The sequence below is a fragment of the Rhodothermales bacterium genome, assembly GCA_041391505.1.
Taxonomy (GTDB): Bacteria; Bacteroidota; Rhodothermia; order Rhodothermales; family JAHQVL01; genus JAWKNW01.
The window spans coordinates 19341-37929 of the sequence record JAWKNW010000018.1 but is presented as its reverse complement, the minus strand read 5'-3'; the positions used below and the strand labels follow the sequence as shown (position 1 = coordinate 37929).

The 18589-nt window shown below is 65.9% G+C and carries 9 protein-coding genes; 1 reads left to right on the top strand and 8 read right to left on the bottom strand.

Annotated elements, in window-relative coordinates; genetic code table 11:
* Positions 1-6 precede the first annotated feature (6 nt).
* The 5 genes from R2834_16365 to R2834_16345 all read right to left on the bottom strand — a co-directional run bounded on the left by R2834_16365 (position 7) and on the right by R2834_16345 (position 10800).
* Positions 7-2337 carry a CRTAC1 family protein gene (locus tag R2834_16365; GenBank protein MEZ4701908.1) on the bottom strand — a complete coding sequence of 777 codons (2331 nt, stop codon included), beginning with the start codon at positions 2335-2337 and terminating at the stop codon, positions 7-9.
* A 111-nt stretch (positions 2338-2448) separates the two neighbouring features.
* A complete protein-coding gene (locus R2834_16360; protein MEZ4701907.1) occupies positions 2449-3465 on the bottom strand; it encodes a PorV/PorQ family protein in 1017 nt (338 codons plus the stop codon).
* A gap of 99 nt (positions 3466-3564) precedes the next feature.
* On the bottom strand, positions 3565-5838 hold the full coding sequence (locus R2834_16355) for a T9SS type A sorting domain-containing protein (GenBank protein MEZ4701906.1): 2274 nt from the start codon (positions 5836-5838) through the stop codon (positions 3565-3567).
* 78 nt (positions 5839-5916) lie between these two features.
* On the bottom strand, positions 5917-9192 hold the full coding sequence (locus R2834_16350) for a TonB-dependent receptor (protein MEZ4701905.1): 3276 nt from the start codon (positions 9190-9192) through the stop codon (positions 5917-5919).
* 684 nt (positions 9193-9876) lie between these two features.
* Positions 9877-10800: a dihydrodipicolinate synthase family protein gene (locus tag R2834_16345; GenBank protein MEZ4701904.1), complete on the bottom strand. Its 924-nt coding sequence runs from the start codon at positions 10798-10800 to the stop codon at positions 9877-9879.
* A gap of 368 nt (positions 10801-11168) precedes the next feature.
* Between R2834_16345 and R2834_16340 the strand changes: the two genes are divergently transcribed.
* Entirely contained in the window at positions 11169-12527 is a 1359-nt protein-coding gene (locus R2834_16340) for an SLC13 family permease (protein ID MEZ4701903.1), read from the top strand.
* A gap of 110 nt (positions 12528-12637) precedes the next feature.
* On the opposite strand, the gene araD is transcribed toward R2834_16340, so the two are convergent.
* From araD to R2834_16325, 3 genes are read right to left on the bottom strand one after another with little or no spacing between them, the layout of a single operon-like run.
* Positions 12638-14362 carry an L-arabinonate dehydratase gene (gene araD, locus R2834_16335; GenBank protein ID MEZ4701902.1) on the bottom strand — a complete coding sequence of 575 codons (1725 nt, stop codon included), beginning with the start codon at positions 14360-14362 and terminating at the stop codon, positions 12638-12640.
* A gap of 32 nt (positions 14363-14394) precedes the next feature.
* Positions 14395-17061 (bottom strand): cytochrome c, encoded by a 2667-nt coding sequence (locus tag R2834_16330; GenBank protein MEZ4701901.1) that lies wholly within the window; start codon positions 17059-17061, stop codon positions 14395-14397.
* A complete protein-coding gene (locus R2834_16325) occupies positions 17058-18545 on the bottom strand; it encodes a DUF1501 domain-containing protein (protein MEZ4701900.1) in 1488 nt (495 codons plus the stop codon). The genes R2834_16330 and R2834_16325 overlap by 4 nt, the downstream gene beginning before the upstream one ends.
* Positions 18546-18589 lie beyond the last annotated feature (44 nt).

Below are 18589 nucleotides of genomic sequence, written 5' to 3'. Positions count from 1 at the left end.
GAAGGGTCAATGGGTGTGGCCCGCGGGCTCGCTTTTACGGAACGGCACAGGCGGCGCCGTGAGCGGCGTCATCGCACCGCCCTCCTCCACCCGGTAGTAGCCGTTCAGCGGGATCTGCTCGAAGACGTCGGTCGACCGCCCCGCGTTGGGCCATACGACCTCGAGCCGATCGAGGCGCTCCGCATCCCCGAGCCCGACTTCCACCTGCAGGCTCGACGAACCGAAGCTGCCTCCGGTCGATACGATGCGGTGGATTTCGCGCCGCTCCCCGTTCCGGCGGGTGACGACAAACCGGAGCCGCGCGCCGATGGCGGCGCGGTTGGCGGTGTGGCCGGCGAGCTGCACCACGATCCACGCCGGCGCATCCGCCACGCCCGGATTTTCGAACAGCGCGTCCTGAAACACGTCTCCTTCGTAGGCCCCGCCCATCACGGCGTAGATGTCCTGGTCGCCGTCGCGGTCGAGATCCCCGAACGCGATGCCGTGGCCTTTCTGCAGATGGCCGAATCCGCTCTCGAACGTCACCTCGCGCACGCGGCGACCATCCACATTCATAAACATGCGATTCGGCACGAGCGAGCGGTAGTCGGGCGCGCCGGTGCCGAAGTAGGCGTCCTCGAACCCGTCGTTGTTGAGGTCGCCGAAATTCCCGCCCATGGCGTAGAGCACATGCTCCATGCCGGCGGGCGCGGTGATATCGGTGAAGGTCTCGTCGCCGTTGTTGCGATAGAGCCTCGGCATCTCCGCGAGGGCGGGCAGGCCCAGAAATTCGCGGGCCAGGTCGGCGGCGGCGTCATCCAGACGCCGGAGGTCCGAATTTCCGACGCAGAGATCCTCCCACCCGTCGTTGTCGAAATCCCAGAACCAGACGGGGAAGCTGAAGAACGGCTCGTGCACGCCGGCCTTGCCGGCCACCTCCTCGAAGCGCCAGTCGTCCATCGTCGTCCCGCCGCGGTTGATGTAGAGGCGGTTCGGGCCGGCGAGGACGGAGAGGTACAGATCCGGCAGCCCGTCGTTGTTGACATCGCCCCACGCGACGCCCTTCACAAAGAGCGACACGTCCAGCCCCAGCCGGGGCGCGACATCGGTGAAGGTGCCGTCGCCGTTGTTGAGGTAGAGTTCGGACGGGTTGGCCTTGTCGGCCGGCGTGTCGGTCGACTGTTGCCAGACAGAAAGCCACCGGTTGCTCAGTTCGTTTCCGATGTAGAGATCGAGCCAGCCGTCGTTGTTGAAATCGGCCCAGGCGGCGGCCTGGGTGGGGTGATACGAAAGCAGGCCGGCCTCGCGGGTGACGTCCTCGAAGGTCCCGTCGCCCCGGCCGCGCAGGAGGGAGTTCGGCTGCGCGCCGGACACGCCGAGCCAGGCGCCGCGTAGGATCAGGATGTCGGCGTGGCCGTCGTTGTTGTAGTCGGCATGCACCACGTTGAGTCCGCCGCTGAGCCCGGCGATGCCGGCCGCATCGGTGGCATCCACAAAGCCGCCATCGCCGTCGTTCAGGTAGAGGATGACGGAGTCACCCAGGCGATGGGCCGTCACGAAGAGGTCGAGCAGGCCATCCTCGTTGAAGTCCTCGATGGCCACGCTGCCGGCCAGCCGGCGCTCGTCCAGCCCGAGCTGGGGCGCGACGTTTTTGAACGCGGGGATGGGACCGGGCGTCGGCTCCAGGCCGGGGATGCGCCAAGGTTCCGGCACGCCGGCGGGGTATCGGCCGAGCGTCATGTACGCCACGTTGAGCAGCCACCGGGATCGGTAGTCGTTCTGATAGGTGCCGAGGAGGGTTTCGTACCAGCCGATGGCGCTGCGCGCGCCCTCCTGGAGGGTGTGGATGCCGCCCCCCTGCAGCGGCATGATGCAGGCTTCGGCCGCGTGGTTGCCGATGCAGTTCTGCTGTTCGCCCAGCCGCAGCCCCGAGATGGCCAGGAAGTCGAGCAGTTTGCGATGCCGGGCCGAGAGGTTGCCGGCTTCGCCGCCCTCCTCGCGCAGGAGCGCTTCGAACAGGTCGATGGCGGATGGGGTGTTGCCGGCGTAGAGTTGCTCGATGGCATAGGCCTGCCGGAGGAGGCTCTGCCGGTCGGCCGGCGCGCCGTCCATCTCCCGGAGCACCTCGGCGGCGCGTTCACTGTTCAGATAGTAGTAGCGGGAGGGCGCGGCGATGGATGCCTCGAAGAGCCGGCCGAGTTCGCGCGTCATCTCCGCGGTCGGCGGCGCCATGGCCGGCGAGACGATCGGGGCGGTGCGCGTCGAAACGAGCGGCAGGGCTTCCTCCGCACATCCACCGGCGAGACTCGCAAACCCCGCGAGAACCGCCCATCCAGCCGCCCGAAAATACCAGGTCATACGAACGAAAAGCAGTCCACCCCGGTCCTCTCGCCGGGAGAGTGCCGCGATGGACTGCCGATCTAAGCAAACGCCGGCCCGAAACGTCGCGCTTCGAGCCGGCATCTGAGGTCAGAATGAGAAGTGCGCGCCGATGCGATGCACCGAATCGAACACGTCGAACGCGGTGTACGAGTAGTTGATCGCGCCGCCGATCCGCTCGTCGATGAAGAACTGAATGCCGGTGCCGAGATTCAGGCCTTCGAGATCCGACGGGAACGTGTAGCCGGCCCGCAGCGAGAAGATCTTCATGAAGGTGTACTCACCCCCCACCATGATCTGCTCGGAGAAGTCGCGCGGCCGGTTGGCGTCGATCGCGATGCGCAGCGTGTGCATGTCGTGGTCGATTTCGGCGAAGTCGAGCATGTCCATCGACACGCCGATGCGGAAGGTGAGCGGGAGTTCGAAGTTCTCCTGTTCGTATTTGAGTTCGCGGGCGAAGTTGCGGACGTTGACGGCGAAGTTCATGCTCCGGAAGCCCGTCTGGTAGAGCGCGCCGAAGTCGAACACCATCGTCCCCTTCGAGTAGTCGCGGCTCTGGTCGTCGCCGCTCTCGGCCACGTCCACGATGCTGGATCCGAGATCCTGCTGCGCGAACTTGAGGTTGCCGCCCACGGCGAAGCGGTCGGTGAGCGCCTTGGCGTAGCCGAAACCGACGGCCATGGCGGACGGGCTGAAGGTGCCCGTGTCGCGGTAACCGCTGGCGTTCCCGGCCTCGCGGACGGTGCCGAGGAAGTCGCCGTAGTTGACGCCGACGGCGGAGATGCCGAAGACACCGAACTGGCCGTTACCCGGCCGGAAGGCGATGCTCCCGGCGTAGTACGTGATGTCGGCAATCCACTGCGTGTTCATCACGCCCACCGACACCGCGCTCTGCATGTAGGCCATCGTCGCCGGGTTGTAGAACATGGCATTCGAGTAGGCCATGTCCTGCGCGACGACGGCGCCGCCCATGGCCGAGGCGCGGGGGTCCACCGAGAGACTCAGAAATTTAAAGTTGGTTTGCGACGTCTTCTGGACGTCCGTCTCCTGAAAACCGGGATCCTGTGCGTTCGCCGCAAAGGTTATCGCCGAGGTCAACAGGAGCATGCAAGCGATTCTGTTCAATTTCATTGGAAGCACCTTCTGTTATGGCTTCATGCGGCATGGGCGCGCGGGGCGATGGCCTCGCACCGCGCGCCGGCTGCCTCAGCGAATGACGGCGAATTTGCGGACAATCTTGTCGCCCGTGTCGTTGTCGACAATGACGGCGAGGTAGATACCGCTCACGATGAGCTGGTTCGAGTCCGTGGTCAGGTTCCAGTTCTCGTCGCCGCTGCCATCGTTGTGAAGGATCGTCGTGACCAGCTCACCGAGTTCGGTGTAGATCTCGATCGTGCTGTTCCCCGGGATATCGAGGAAGGCGATCTTGTTCTGCTGGTCCGGCCAGCGCAGCTGCGCGTTGGCGCCCAGGTTGTAGGGATTCGGCACGACGCGCGCCGCTTCGAGGGTCGAACCCGGAGCGCGTTTGAGGAAGGCCGGATCGTACGACTGGGAGAAGTACCGGCTGCTCTTCAGCGGCGAGCCGTCCGGCGTGCCGGTGAGGCCCATCGGGTCGATCGAGTTCGAGCCGCCGACCGCCGTCAGGTAGTAGAAGTAGGCGACGTTACGGCCTACGTCCGTGTCCTCGTACGAGGTCGCGCCGGGCGGGAGGTCGGCGATCTTGACGTAGCGCTCTTCGTCGAACGGCGCCGGGATGCCGAGGTAGCGGTTCTGGGCGCGGTACAGCTCCCATCCGCCGGCCGGCTGTTCGGTCGGCACCCAGGAGATCGTGATCCGGTCCGGTCCGGAATTGACCGCGAAGCTGCTCGGCGGCTTCGGCGGGGCGATCACGTTGTAGCCGCCGTCGTAGTTCGCCCGGGCGCGCTCGATGAGGCTGAAGAGGGAGTCGCGGGTGGTCATGACCCACTGGTCCTTCGTCAGGCTGATACAGCCGGCAGCGCCTTCGGTACAGGTCACGTTCCGCTTGGGATCCCAGCTGAAGAGCAGGGCATCCGCTTCCGCGCGCGGCCGGCCTTCCCAGACCGTGCGGCGGCGGTACCACTGACCGAGTTCGATCGACAGGTCGAGGCTCAGGCCGGCGACGCCGTCGAACATGACCACGCGATACTCTTCGCCCGGCTGCATGTCGAACGGACCGAACACGCTGGAGTACATCCAGTTGCCGGTGAACGCGGGGTCGTCGGTGGTCGCGAAATGGTTGATGAAGTCTTCGCTGGTCTCGATCGGTCCGGCAGCCGGGTACTGACCGTAGATCTGCGACGGCACGGCGCGGGGCGGCGCATTGCTCCAGACGCCCGGGTAGTTCGGGCGGGCCGGCGCGCCGCGCTCGATCCAGTCGCGCTCCAGCTCCATCAACTGAATGTTGTTGTGGTTGCTGGCGCCCGTCAGGTCGGCGTCGTCCGCGTTCATGTAGCTCATGCCGTACGGCTGGGCCGGATCGTCGGCCTGGGCGACACCCGGAGCGTGCGGCGAGGAGTCCGCATGGAAGATGATCTCGCCGTGCATGGCGGCGGCGCCGAGGCGGCCCGTCGTGTCGGTCTGCAGCGAGTACCACCAGGAGCCCGGCGACCACATCGGTGCGCCTATCGTGCTGTAGACGGTCTTTTCGGGCGAGTGGCGCATGAACGTAAAGAACCCGCGCCAGTCGAGGCCGTAGTCGTTTTCGCCGTTGCCGAGGATGTCGGTCTGGCTGGTGTGGCCCCAGGCCGAACCGCCTTCCGAGTTATCCCACGAGGCCGACGAAGCGCTGGTCTTGGGCCGGCGGATGAACGTGAAGAAGACGTCTTCGAGCACCTGGTTCGGCAGCTCGATCTCCTCGTCGTCGTCCACGTTGCCCGTGTTGGTGAAGAGGTACTCGGTGATGTGGTAGTCGTCGTGATACTGGTTGCTCCACTGCATCGCGGTGCGCTTCATCGTCACGCCGACGGAGGAGTTCACCGTATTGATGACCATGCGATCCGGCTTGAGGTTCGGATCGATCTCATCGATGGCGACGACGTCCTTGAACGTGTCGAGCCCGTCGACCGTCATCGAAGGCGCCTCCCACTGGCTGATCAGCCGGTTCTCTTCCTCGAAGAACTCACCCACGCCGTCGAAACGAGGGCCGACGTGCGAAACGCGGACCGGGAAAGCCGTCCCGTTTTCATCGGTGAAATTCTTCGCGCTGATCCACGTCGACAGGCCGTGCATGTACGAGACGCCGCCCGGATCGGTAGCCTGGATACCCGGCCAGAGCATGGTGGGGAACGGGTTGTAAATCTCAGGCTGGGCACCGCCGCCATAGAAGCGGTGCTGGAAGTCGCCCACGTTCAGCCAGCGGAACGTATACTGAGCCTGGGACTGCTGCGCAACGCCAAGGCTCAGGGCCAGGAGCAAGAACGCCGGCAGCAATCTCGACCAGAGGGTTCTCCGAGGGTTCATGTTGTTTTGCATCTGGATTTAGAAAAATAGCAAGGAAGGTGCAGCAGAGGGGAGGCATCCTCCCCCCTGCCGCGAAGCTTAGAAGGACAGCCGGACGCCGAAGTACACGTTCCGCGGATTGAGGAACAGGCGCAGGTTGTTCGGCATGTCGATGTAGGCCTTGTCGTCGAGCACCTGCTTGACACGATTCTCATCGGCCGGCACGAAGGTGCCATTCTGGAGCGTCATGTAGCTGGCGGTCGCCACGTCGTAGTAGAGGGCACCTTCGTACGACTCGGTCACGCCGTCCTGGACGTTGGCGTCGACAAAAATCGGATCGAACGCAACGCCATTCTTCCGGAAGTCGCCCGGTTTATCATTCCCGGGCACCCAGAGGTACGGGAGATTCTGCTTCTCATTGTAGGCGCAGTTGCCCTCGTCGGCCCCCGTCGAACAGGTCACGATCGGGTCGAAGATGCTGCCGTCGAGATGGAGCGAGCGCATGTAATCCCGCGCGTCGTCGGTGCCGACGAAGATGTTGCCGTTGCGGTAGTACATCTGCTTCAGGTTCAGCACGTTCGTGATGTCGACGAACAGCTGAGCGCGACCGAACGAGGTGCCGATGTTCTTGGCCAGACGCAGGTCGAGCATCTTGTAATCGCGCCAGTTCACGTTGTACGCGATGCGGAGGTCCTGACCCGGGCCGTTCACGTTGACGTTGAGGCCGCCGTCCCAGGTCGACGGAGCGCCGGTGCGCCAGTCGCCGAGGAGGTTGATGCGCCAGTCGCCGAGGAGGGCGTTGACCGTCTCGTTCTGCGAGACGTTCGCCGGCAGCAGGAACTCGAGGTTGACGCGCGCAAACGGCTCCGGCACCGGCGTCGAGGACGACAGCGAGGACGGGCTGTTGATGTACTCCTGGAAGGCGCGGCGATTCTCGTCGATCTGGCCATACCCGAAGTTGCCGCCTTTCTTCACGAGGTAGCTGTAGTTGATGAAGCCGCGCAGCCAGCGGCCGCGGTTTTTCGACAGCGTGATCTCGAAGCCGCGGTTGTCGGCGAAGTTCAGCGGCTCGACGCGCGAGTAGTTCACGAGGTCGTCGAGGCTGATGTACGTCACGTTGCGCGGCTGCTTCGACAGGTCGCGGTAGAAGCCGGCGACACGGATCAGGAACTGATCGGCGAAGCCCTGCTCGTAACCCAGCTCGTAGGCCACCGTCTTCGGCAGCGTCTGGTTCGGGTTGCCGATGTTGTTGATCTGGCCGTTGATCCGGTATTCGATGCCGAACAGGCGGGCCGGGTCGAGCATCTGACGGAAGTGGCCGTAGTTGAAGTAGAACTTGCTGGTCTCGGTAACCGGGAAAGAGATCCCGAGACGCGGGCTCAGCGTCAGCTGACGGGCCGTCGGCGCGGTGTCGAGCACGACGTCAAGTTCCTCAAACCCGAAGAGGGCCGAGAAGGCGCGGTCGAACGGAGCGTAATCGTACCATTCGCCCGTGGCGTGGAAGTAATCCGCGCGCAGACCGAGGTTGGCGATCATGCCCCGGAATTCCAGCTTGGTCTGGGCATACAGCGCGCCCTGAACGGGGCTGCGGCTCCAGCGGATCTTCTGGTTTTCCTGGTGCGGGTTGGCCGGGTCCCACGAGCCGTGGTACACGTCGTAATCGCTGTAGAGGAATTCAACGCCGGTCTTGACGAGCATGAACCGGTTCAGCTGGCTCGTCAGGTCGAAGCGGCCGCTCCAGCGGAGCACGTCCGTGGAGTCGCGCGCGTCGCCGCCCTGGGCGCCGTAGGTGCCGAACACCGAGGTTTCGTACAGCTCGCGGAAGCCGAACGGCGCATAGGTGACCGGGATTTCGTCGGCGGCGCAGGACGACGCCTGACGCAGCTGGAGGCCCGGCGTGACGCAGTTCGCGATGGCGCTCTGGCCGTCGGGCGACGTGGGCCGGCGATCCGGCTCACCTGTCAGGGTCGACGACGAGTTGCGCTGCAGCTGCACGGTGTAGAACGTGCTGGCGTTGAGCGTATGCGTAAACTCGGCGCCGAGGATCTGGCGGGTGATGTCCGACGGGCTGTAGGTCCAGTCGCCATACAGGCCGTTGTTCGCGTACCCGTTGCCCTGGTTGGCGTAGAGATAGCCGCGGCCGTCCCAGGGATACTGGGGCGATTCCGCCGTCAGGAACTGGGCGGTGAAGTTGTCGAGCGCGAAGCCCTGCTCGAGGCTGTGCATGCCGCTGAGGACGAGCCGCATGCCCTTGCCCACATCGGAAATGACCTTGCCCTGGAAGGTGCGCAGGTCCTGGGTCGGGCGCTGCTGCGACACGTTATAGGCAGTCTGCGTCTGGCGGAAGGAGGCCGTGAAGCGCAGGTTGCCCAGCGAGGTGCCACCCGGGACCGGACCGCCGATCGTCGCGTCGGCCTCGTAGTCCGGCTTCTCGATCTTGAAGTCTTTGCGGTAGTACCACTCCTGCGCCACGCGCATCTGCTCCGGCGTCCAGCCGGTGCCCTGCGAGAGCGTGATCCAGCCGCCGAAGGGTTCGTACTGGCGCGCGAGGTACTGCGGGAGGATGGAGGTGCCGCACATGGAAACCGTGCACGGGTCGCCATTGGCGTCCGGGTACACATCCTGGCTGAAGCGCGGATATTTGTAGAACGTGTTCAGGTCGCCCGGAGACGCACCCGAATACTTCTCCTGGGCGGACGTGTAGCGGAAGATCGCATCGGCGAAGTACCGCGTCCGGCCCGGATCCTTGGTGACGACGTTGATGAGGCCGCTTCGCACGTTGCCGTATTCCGCGTTGAACCCGCCGGTCATCACCTGCACCTCTTCCATCGAGGTATAGCTGACGCCGAGGAACGGCTGGTTGCCGCGGGGGTCCGCGAAGTTGACGCCGTCGACGACCATGGCGACCTGGTCGCCGCCCGAGCCGCGGATGTTCAGGCCCGGCTCAAAGCCTGCCTGAAGCCCGATGACGTCCGCCACGCTGGCAACAGGCAGGTTCTCGATCTCCTCGGAACTGATGTTCACGAGGCTCGACGACACGTCGCGTTGGACGACGGGGCGCTCCGCCGAAACGACGACCTCATCGAGGCCGACCGCTTCCTCGCGGAGACCGAAGTTGAGCTCCGTCGTCAGGTCGATGTTCACCCGGATATTTTCCGATACCTGGGGGGTGAATCCGACGAATGACGCCCGAATGTTGTAGGTACCCGGGCGCACGTTCAGAATGACGTAATACCCGCTCAGGTCCGTAACCGCACCCTGTGTCGTGCCGTCAATAACCACGTTGACGCCGGGAAGCGCTTCCCCGGTCGCTGCGCTCGTTACGATGCCGGCAATCTTGCCTGTCTGCGCCCATGCCGTCCCTGCGAACAGCATCAGGAACGACAAGAGTACAAGTTGTAGCCTCACCAATTTCATCTGAGCTTTCCTCCAGTTGGATGATTCTAGCGTGTGCAATATGTGGCGACGCCCGCGGCGACCCATCCTGTCACGATCCCGGCTTCGGCACCGGACCCCTGCCCACCATCCAAAACGAATCAGCGACTGCGCACCGCGGATAGATCCCGCAGGGAGCATCGTCTGCTACGCACCGGCGTCAGGGGGGTACAGCATGGTGGTGGCATACCGCATTGTCCAATAGTGATATTATTAATTTGCATCTGTGTTATCAAGACATGAAAAAACAGGGCAACGTAATTCCCCCTTCCGATCCGGCATTATCGCCGTTTCACGCCATTCTCGCCCCCTGGCGGGCAATCCGCTCCAATCCGCCCCAATTCCGACCAAAAACCGCCCTCCATCCTGCTTAACACGCAGTTAACAACTCCAACCGCCGCGCCATCCCCCATCGTCCACCCCGGCACCAATAGCCTTGGGTCTAAAAATCTAACCCCTTATAAATTTCACTACCAAAGAGGTTACACCGTATTTAATAGCTATAAATCCAATTTATATTTAATTTTTTAAGTCCGGAAGCGCTACTGCAAGCAATAATTAAATTGCCAATACTTTTTTTTCAGCTTTCGGGCAACTTGCGCGATTTTTTTCCGTCAGGCCCTCTCAAACGGTCACATCCTGCCCGGTTAGCAGGTGCTGCGCCGTGGCCTGGATCCGCGCCTGCTGCCCCGCTTCCAGCGGCGAAAGAAAAGGCAGCATCGGCCCGGTGTCGGCCACGCCGGCCAGGCGCACCGCCTCGTGCAGCACCCGAATCGGGTTGATCTCGTTACGCAGGGTTTCCAGCGGCTCGAACACGCGGCGAATGGCTTCGGCCCGCCCGTAGTCGCCGGCCTTGAGGGCATGCAGCATGGATTGCGACAACGCCGGCGCGATGCAGACACAACCGGACGTGAACCCGACCAGCCCGAACCGCCGCAGATGCGCGATCGCCGGCTGCTCCCCGATCCCGCTCACGATGCGCGCGGCCGGCACGGCCTCCACCAGCGACCGCAGCAACGCGTCCTCCAACGGGTTTTCGCGCACGACCGCATACTTGATCGCCGCAACGATCCCTTCCGCGTCGAGCCGGGCGATATCGGCCACGTCCAGCATCCCCTCGGACTTGATGTACAGCACGAGCGGCTTGCCGGCCACGTCGGCCGCCCTGCGCAACCCGTCCGCCATCCCGGCGGACGTCGATGCAAACGTACACGGCAGCGCCATTGCCGTGGGATACGCCGTGTCCCGCAGGATGCGGGCCTGCATCATCATGGTCCCGTACGCCGGCCCGATCGAAGGAATCACCGTCGTCTCCTCCGAAGCCGCCTCCGCCAGATGCGCCAGCACATCGCGGTATTCCTCCGGATCGATGTGATAGAAGTTCGCATTGCCCCCGTAGAGCAGGATGCGAACCCCGCCCTGCTCGATATGGCGGATCAGCCGGCGGTTTTCTTTCTCATTTAAGGTAAGATCCGCATGCCGGGCGAGCGGCGGGACGGCGAGGACACTGGACGCGAGTAGTTCGGATGTGACTGGAGCGGTGCGCATGGGGCGTGGGGATGGGGATGGAACATGAATCATGAAGGATAGCGGATGCGGGGGGTGGGATGCAAGATGGGATGGGGGATGGGGGATGCGGATGGGGATGCAGGATGCGGGATGGGACGGGAGGATGTGGGATGGATGCGGGATGCGGGAGTGGGATGCGGGATGTGGGATGCGGAGGATGGGATGTGGGATGCGGGATGTGGGTTGCGGGATGTGGGATGCGGGATGCAGGATGCGGGATGCAGGATGCGGGATGCAGGATGCGGGATGTTGGATTCGGGATGCAAGATGCGGGATACGGGATGCAGTTGCGTGTAAGGGGCGGCTGCCGCATTTTGTCATCCCCCTTCCCCTTCCCCCTCCGCCCCATGCTCCCATTCCTCATCTTCCTGGCCGGCCTCGTGTGCGTCGTCGGCGCGATTCTCCTCTTCCGGATGCCGGCGTTCCTCGCGCTGCTGCTCGGGGCCGTGCTCGTCGCGCTCATCACGCCGGACGCGCTCGTCGTGCAATACGGCCTGGCCCAGGGGATGTCCGACGCCGAGGCGGCCCGCCTGGCGGCGACGGGCGTCGGCGCGCGGATCGCCGCGGGGTTCGGGCGGACCACGGGCAGCATCGGCATCGTCATCGCCCTCGCGGCCGTCATCGGCGTCGGGATGCTGCGGAGCGGAGCGGCCGGCCGGATCGTGCGCAGCCTCCTCACGCTATTCGGCGAAAAAAGGGCGCCGGAGGCGCTGCTCGGCGGCGGATTTCTCCTGGCCATCCCGGTCTTCTTCGATACGGTCTTCTTCCTGATGATCCCCCTCGCCCGGTCGCTGTACCGGCAGACGGGCCGCAATTACCTGCTCTACGTGCTCGCGATCGTCGCCGGCGGCGTCATGGCCCACTCGCTCGTCCCGCCCACCCCCGGGCCGCTCTTCATCGCGGATGCGTTCGGGGTCGACCTGAGCCTGATGATCGTCGGCGGCGGCATGGTCGGACTGCTCTGCGCGGCCGCCGGCTTCGCCTATGCCCGCCACGCCGACGCCCTGCGGCCCTTCACCCCCACCGACCTCGAGACGGATACCGCCCCCCTCGAGACCCGGATGCCCTCGCTCGGACTCGCCCTCCTGCCCATCGCCCTGCCCCTCGTCCTGATCACGGCCGGCGCGATCCATGAAGCCCCGTGGCTCGCTTTCCTCGCGGACAAGAACATCGCGCTCCTCGCCGGCGCCCTCGTCGCGCTCGGACTCCTCGCCCGGTTCGATTCCTGGAACGACGCGATGGCGGCCGTCAAACCGGCGCTTCTGAGCGCCGGCGGCATCATCCTCATCACCGGGGCCGGCGGCGCGCTCGGGCAGCTCTTCCAGCAAACCAACATCAGCGCGGCCATCGCGGAGCACACGCCAACCTCCCAGCAATGGCTCCTCCCCGTCGCGTTCCTGCTCACCATGCTCATCCGCACGGCCCAGGGCTCGGCTACGGTCGCCATGATCACCGCCGCCGGCGTGTTCGGCGGCATGGCCGGCGACGGCAGCCTGGCCTTCCACCCGCTCTACCTCGCGCTCGCCATCGGGTGCGGCTCCAAACCGATCTGGTGGATGAACGACAGCGGCTTCTGGGTGGTGGCGCAGATGGGCGGTCTCCCGGAGCGCGAGGCCCTGCGCACCCTGACGCCCATTTCGGTCGTGATGGGCTTCGTCGGCCTCGCGATCACGATGCTCGGGGCGTGGCTCCTGCCGCTTGATTAGCGTCATTGATTAGCGATTAGCGAGCAAGGATTGCAGATCAAGGAATGGCCTGTCAGAATGGCGGGAGTCCCTACATCTACAATCGCAAATCCGTGATCGCTAATCGCCAATCAATGGATCTCCGGCTCGGGCGTATCCGGTCCGCGGTGGAGGATGTCGAAATCGCACCCTTCGTTGGCCTGGGTGACATGTGCCATGTACAGGGCGCCGAACCCCCGGCCGTAGCGCGGCGGCGGAGGCGTCCAGGCGGCGCGCCGGCGCGCCAGCTCGTCGTCCGGCACCTCCAGACGCAGCGCGCGGTTCGCGACGTCGAGCGTCACGCGGTCGCCGTCGCGCACGAGGGCGAGCGGACCTCCGACGAACGACTCGGGCGCGACGTGGAGGACGCAGGCCCCGTACGACGTGCCGCTCATGCGGGCGTCCGAGATCCGCACCATGTCGCGCACGCCCTGCTGGAGGAGCTTTTTCGGGATCGGGAGCATCCCCCACTCGGGCATGCCCGGCCCCCCTTTCGGCCCGGCATGCTGGAGCACGATCACCGAATCGGCGTCGATATCCAGCGCCGGGTCGTCGATGCGCCGCTTCATGTCGGCGTAGTCGCGGAAGACCACGGCGCGGCCGGTATGCTGCAGGAGCCGCGGTTCGGCGGCGGCGGTCTTGATGACGGCGCCGTCCGGCGCCAGGTTGCCGAAGAGCACCGCCGTGCTGCCCGGCGGGCCGAAGGGGGTTTCGAGTGAACCGATCACCCGGTCGTCGTGTACGGCCGCGCCGGCGATCGCTTCGCTGAGCGTGCCGCCGGCCACCGTGCGCTCATCCAACTTCAATAACGGACGCAACTGCCCCATCAGCGCCCGCAGGCCGCCGGCGTAGTAAAAATCCTCCATCAGATAGCGCCCCGAAGGCCGAATGTTGGCCAGCAGCGGAGTCCGCCGCGCGATGGCGTCGAAGTCGTGCAGCGACAGCCGGACGCCGGCGCGGCCGGCGATGGCCACGAGGTGCACGATGGCGTTCGTCGAGCCTCCCAGCGCGATATCCACCGTGACGGCGTTCTCGAACGATCCCCGCGTCAGGAGCCGGCTGGGCCGGAGCCCTTCGGCCACCATCTCGACGGCCCGCCGGCCGCAGGCCGACGCCATCCTCGGATGGTTGGCGTCGACGGCCGGGATCGACGACGCGCCCGGCATCGTCAGCCCGAGCGCTTCGGCGATGGCGGTCATCGTCGAGGCCGTCCCCATCGTCATGCAGTGCCCGGGCGAGCGGGCGATCCCATCCTCGACGCCCTTCCACTCCGCCTCCGTCACCTGGCCAGCGCAGCGCTCGGCCCAGTACTTCCAGGCGTCGCTGCCGCTGCCGAGGGTCTCGCCCTGCCAGTTGCCCCGCAGCATGGGGCCGGCCGGCAGGTAAATCAATGGCAGATCGACGCTCAGCGCCCCCATCAACAAACCCGGCGTCGTCTTGTCGCATCCGCCCATCAGCACGACGCCGTCGACCGGCTGGCTCCGGAGGATTTCCTCAACCTCCATCGCCAGCAGATTCCGATAGAGCATCGGACTGGGCTTCATGTAGGTCTCGGTGATCGACAGCGCCGGCAGCTCGACCGGGAATCCGCCGGCCTGCCATACGCCCCGCTTCACGGCCTCGACGCGTTCGGGAAAATGGCTGTGGCAGGGATTCAGGTCGCTCCACGTATTGACGATGGCGATGACCGGCTTGCCGAGGTATTCCTCATCGGCATACCCCATCTGTTTGGCGCGGGAGCGGTGGCCGAACGAACGCAGGTCGTCCGGCGCAAACCAGCGATCGCTGCGGCGGGGCGCGTCGTCTGATGCAGGCATGGGGGTGTTTCGATGCGTCGCGCCAGGCGCCCTCAGGGCGTCAGCGACTTGATAAAGAGGATGAGGGACGCCACGTCGCCTTCGGAGAGGACGCCTTCGTACGACTGCATGGCGACCTGGAAACCGGATACGACCTGGGCGTCGGGCCGGTACATGGAGCGGCGTAAATACGCATCGCCGGCATCCGTGAACGTGCCGTCCGTAAAAAACCGGGACGCGCCGTAGAGGCCCTTGAACGTCGGCCCCGTCTTGCCGGCCGTGCTGCCGTCGATCGAGTGGCAGCCGGCACAGCCCCACTGCTCGTAGAGCGCCCGGCCACGGTCGACCGTCGGAGCGGCCTCCGCCGTCGCCGGCCCGGATGACGTCGTGTTCGCCGCGGCGCGCGCGATCGATGCGGCGTCGAACGCCGACAGATCGAGCGGTCGGGCGTTGTGCACCGTGAGGTAGAGGGTATCCGCCACCGGGCTCCCGCCGAACCCTACGCCATAGCCCAGCGCGAACTGCATCGTGGGCGCCATGTCGTCGATCTGCACGAACACGGAGCGTCCGTCGTTCGAGGGATGCACCCCCAGAACGCGCATCGTCTCCTGCCCGGGCGTGCCATCCTGCTTGAAAAAGCCAGAGCCGTAGGCGGAGGTGCGGTGGTAGTTCCAGCGCGACGCGGAGAACGCGCCGGCGTCCATCGGCTGTACCGGTTCGCTGAACGACAGCACCACGCCTTCCGCCCCCGCGACAAAACCCGCGGGCATCGGGTCGGGCTGGCCGGTGTATCGGTAGCGGACCAGCGCGCTGACGCGGTCGGCGCTCGAATCCCACACCTGGAAGCCGGCGATGTACAGCTGCCCGTCGGCCGGGTTGACGCGGCCTTTCATCGTCGGCCCCGGGAAGACGCCGGGCAGCGGCATGATGCCGCCCTGCCGGCCGCGCTCGTCGATATAGATCCGGTAGATGCCGGGCTGTCCGTACGACTGGTGCACGAGCGCGCCGTTTAGCGGCCCCATCCGGTCGCTCGTCACCCACACCTGCTCGGCGCCCGACCGGTCCACCCGGTGCGGAATCCACAGCAGGGGCGTCGCGATCACGGTCGTATCCGCGCCGTGCGCCGACGCCGGCACGCCGTGGTACGCGCCCGGCTCGATGACATAGATCGGGGTGGATGGGACGAAGTTGCCCTGCTGATCCGACGCCGTGACGAGCCCCGTTTCCGGATGCACGCCCAGATAGGGTTCGCGCAACCCGCTCGCGAACAGCTCGGCGCGGCGTCCGTCCGCGGAGACGGCCACGATCGCCCCGCTGTGCGGGCCGCCGGCGCGAAATCCGGGCATGATGGCCGGGCTCGTGGAAGGGCCGTTGTTCAGCGCGCTGCCCTTGGCCACGAGAAACCCGCCGCCCGGCCGTTCCCGCATCGAAAGCGGATATTCGCGCGACTCGCCCGTCTGCACCGGCAGGTTGCTGAAGTTCTCGTAGAAGTCCGCCTCGCCGTCGCCGTTGCGGTCGACCAGCCGGACGATGCCTTCCCGTCCGAACACATAAATGTGCCCGTCCACGACGCTCAGGCTCATCGGCTCGCAGAGCCCCGAGGCGAAACGCGTCCAGCGCAACGCCTGCAGCCCGTCGTCGATGCCGGCGAGCAGCCAGACGTCCCCCTCGAATGTCGAAAGCGCGGCACGCCCGTCGTCGAAAAAGCCGATGCCCGACACGCGGACGTTGCGTCGCCACGGGTTGGGCACGGGCAGGGTGAGGTCGTCGATCGCATAGGGCCCCGACGCCGCGCCGGCGACGCCGTGCGTCGTCACCTCACCGTCCCACAGCGTGCGCGCGGAGGCGAGATCGGGGATGGACAACTCCGCCCTTCGTCCGGCCGCGCCGGCTTCCACGATCACCTGAAAGGAGACGACCGCCGACGAGACGGGCAAATGCAGGACGGCATAGCGATCGGCCTCCATGCGGAGGGCGGGGCCCTCCGATTCTGCGTAAAGGCGGACTTGCGCCTCACCGCCGCCGTGATGGATGCGCAGCCGGCGCCCGTTGCCCTCGACATGGGCGGGATTCCGCCACTCGCCCAGCACGAGCGTCAACGCCTCCGCGTGGGGCTGCACCTCGATCGTCCGGGCGATGCCCCGTCCGTCCGGGACGGCTCGGATCACCTCGCGCACGCCTGCGCCGCGCACCGTGTAGCGCAGGACGGCCTCGCCGCCGAGGACTTCGACGCCATCCCAGCGGCCTTCGGACGCCGCGATCGGCCCGCGCCCGATCTCGGCCGGGTTCGGGCCGGCCGGCCGGGGGTCGACGAACACGGGCGCCCCGCCGCTCCACCCGGGATAGATTCCGGTGGCCGCGAACACGTCGCCGGTGATACGGGGGATCTCATTTTTCTTGTTGCCGGCCTCGTGGTAGGACACGTGCGGCATGCCGGTCAGCGCCATAAAATCGCCCGACCACGCCGCGGCGACGCGCAGCAGGTCGGTGTCGAAACAGGCATACGTCGCGTCGTCCAGCACCAGGGCCAGGCAGCGGACGGCGAGATTGCGTTCGGGGAACACGCCGCCGTCGACGGCCGCGTCCAGGGTGGTGGTGATAAACGGAAAGCCGGACTCGACAAACGGGCCGAACGCCGGCCCGGCCTCCCCGGCGGGCTGCGCCTGCACCGTCCCGATCAACGCCAATCCCAGCAGCCCTCCCAGCAATCCCCGCCTCATGCCAGCACCCCCTCGACGCGTTTTCCGTGCACATCCGTCAGCCGGTAGTAGCGCCCCTGATGTTTGAAGGTGAGTTGTTCGTGATCGATACCCAGCAGATGCAGCATGGTCGCGTGAAAGTCGTGTACGTGCACCGGGTCGCGCACGATGTTGTAACTGAATTCGTCGGTCTCGCCGTAGCTGGTGCCGGCCTTGACGCCGCCGCCGGCCATCCACAGCGTGAAACAACGCGGATGGTGGTCGCGCCCGTAGTTGTCCGGCGTGAGCGAACCCTGGCTGTAGATCGTTCGCCCGAATTCGCCGCCCCACACCACGAGCGTGTCTTCGAGCAGCCCGCGCCGCTTGAGGTCGGTCACCAGGGCCGCGCTGGCCTGGTCGGTATCCCTGGCCTGGAGGCGGATGTCGTGCGGCAGGTTGCTGTGCTGATCCCAGCCCATGTGATAGAGCTGGATGAACCGCACGCCGCGTTCGGCCAGCCGGCGGGCGAGGATGCAGTTGGCCGCAAACGTCCCGGGCCGGCGGGCGTCCTCGCCGTACAGCTGGAAGATGTCGTCTGGTTCGTCGGAGATGTCCATCGCCTCGGGGACGGACGTCTGCATCCGGTAGGCCATCTCGTACTGCGCGATGCGCGAGTGCACCTCGGGGTCGCCAAATTCCTCGGCGCGGATGCCGTTCAGCTCGGCGAGGTAGTCCAGGGCCCGCCGGCGGTCGACGTCGCTCACCCCGGGCGGGTTGTCGAGATAGAGCACTGGCTGCCGGCCGGACCGGAACTGGACGCCCTGGTGCATGGAGGCGAGAAAGCCGGCGCCCCAGAGCCGCGAATAGATCGGCTGGGGGCGCTGCAGCCCGCGCGAGAGCAATACGCTGAAGGTGGGCAGGTTTTCGTTGTCGCTGCCCAGCCCGTAGCTGAGCCACGCGCCCATGCTCGGCCGGCCGGGCTGCTGCGAGCCCGTCTGGAAAAACGTGATCGCGGGATCGTGATTGATCGCCTCGGTGTGCATCGACTTGATGAAGCACAGGTCGTCGACGATGTTGGCCGTGTGCGGCATCAGCTCGCTCACCCACGCCCCGCTCTGGCCGTGCTGCCTGAAGTCGAAATACGACCGGGCCATCGGAAACGTGCTCTGGTTGGCGGTCATCCCCGTTAGCCGCTGGCCGTTGCGGACCGAGTCCGGCAGCTCCTGCCCGTGCAGCGCGGCCATGCGCGGCTTGTAATCGAACAGATCCATCTGCGACGGGCCGCCGCTCTGGAAGAGGTAGATCACCCGCTTGGCCTTCGGCGCCAGGTGCGGCGCATGCAGGATGCCGCCGGCGGCCGGCCCGACGGCGTTCGGGTTCGCGCCCAGCCCGCAGCCCGGCAGCAGCGACGCCAGCGCGGCACTGCCCAGACCCAGGCTCAGGGTCGAGAGGAAGTGCCGGCGGTTCGTGCACAGCGCGGCCTCGTGCTCGGGCCCGTCGTAAATAAGGGGTGCTTTTCGATTCATGGGTTGCGCCATCAGGGTGCTTCCATCAGGGTCTCGACGTCCCC

Bases quoted from the DNA above. Each gene is read 5' to 3' on its own strand.
- R2834_16365 (MEZ4701908.1), bottom strand. From the start codon at position 2,337: ATGACCTGGTATTTTCGGGCGGCTGGATGGGCGGTTCTCGCGGGGTTT.
- R2834_16360 (MEZ4701907.1), bottom strand. From the start codon at position 3,465: ATGCTCCTGTTGACCTCGGCGATAACCTTTGCGGCGAACGCACAGGAT.
- R2834_16355 (MEZ4701906.1), bottom strand. From the start codon at position 5,838: ATGAACCCTCGGAGAACCCTCTGGTCGAGATTGCTGCCGGCGTTCTTG.
- R2834_16350 (MEZ4701905.1), bottom strand. From the start codon at position 9,192: ATGCTGTTCGCAGGGACGGCATGGGCGCAGACAGGCAAGATTGCCGGC.
- R2834_16345 (MEZ4701904.1), bottom strand. From the start codon at position 10,800: ATGCGCACCGCTCCAGTCACATCCGAACTACTCGCGTCCAGTGTCCTC.
- R2834_16340 (MEZ4701903.1), top strand. From the start codon at position 11,169: ATGCTCCCATTCCTCATCTTCCTGGCCGGCCTCGTGTGCGTCGTCGGC.
- araD (MEZ4701902.1), bottom strand. From the start codon at position 14,362: ATGCCTGCATCAGACGACGCGCCCCGCCGCAGCGATCGCTGGTTTGCG.
- R2834_16330 (MEZ4701901.1), bottom strand. From the start codon at position 17,061: ATGAGGCGGGGATTGCTGGGAGGGCTGCTGGGATTGGCGTTGATCGGG.
- R2834_16325 (MEZ4701900.1), bottom strand. From the start codon at position 18,545: ATGAATCGAAAAGCACCCCTTATTTACGACGGGCCCGAGCACGAGGCC.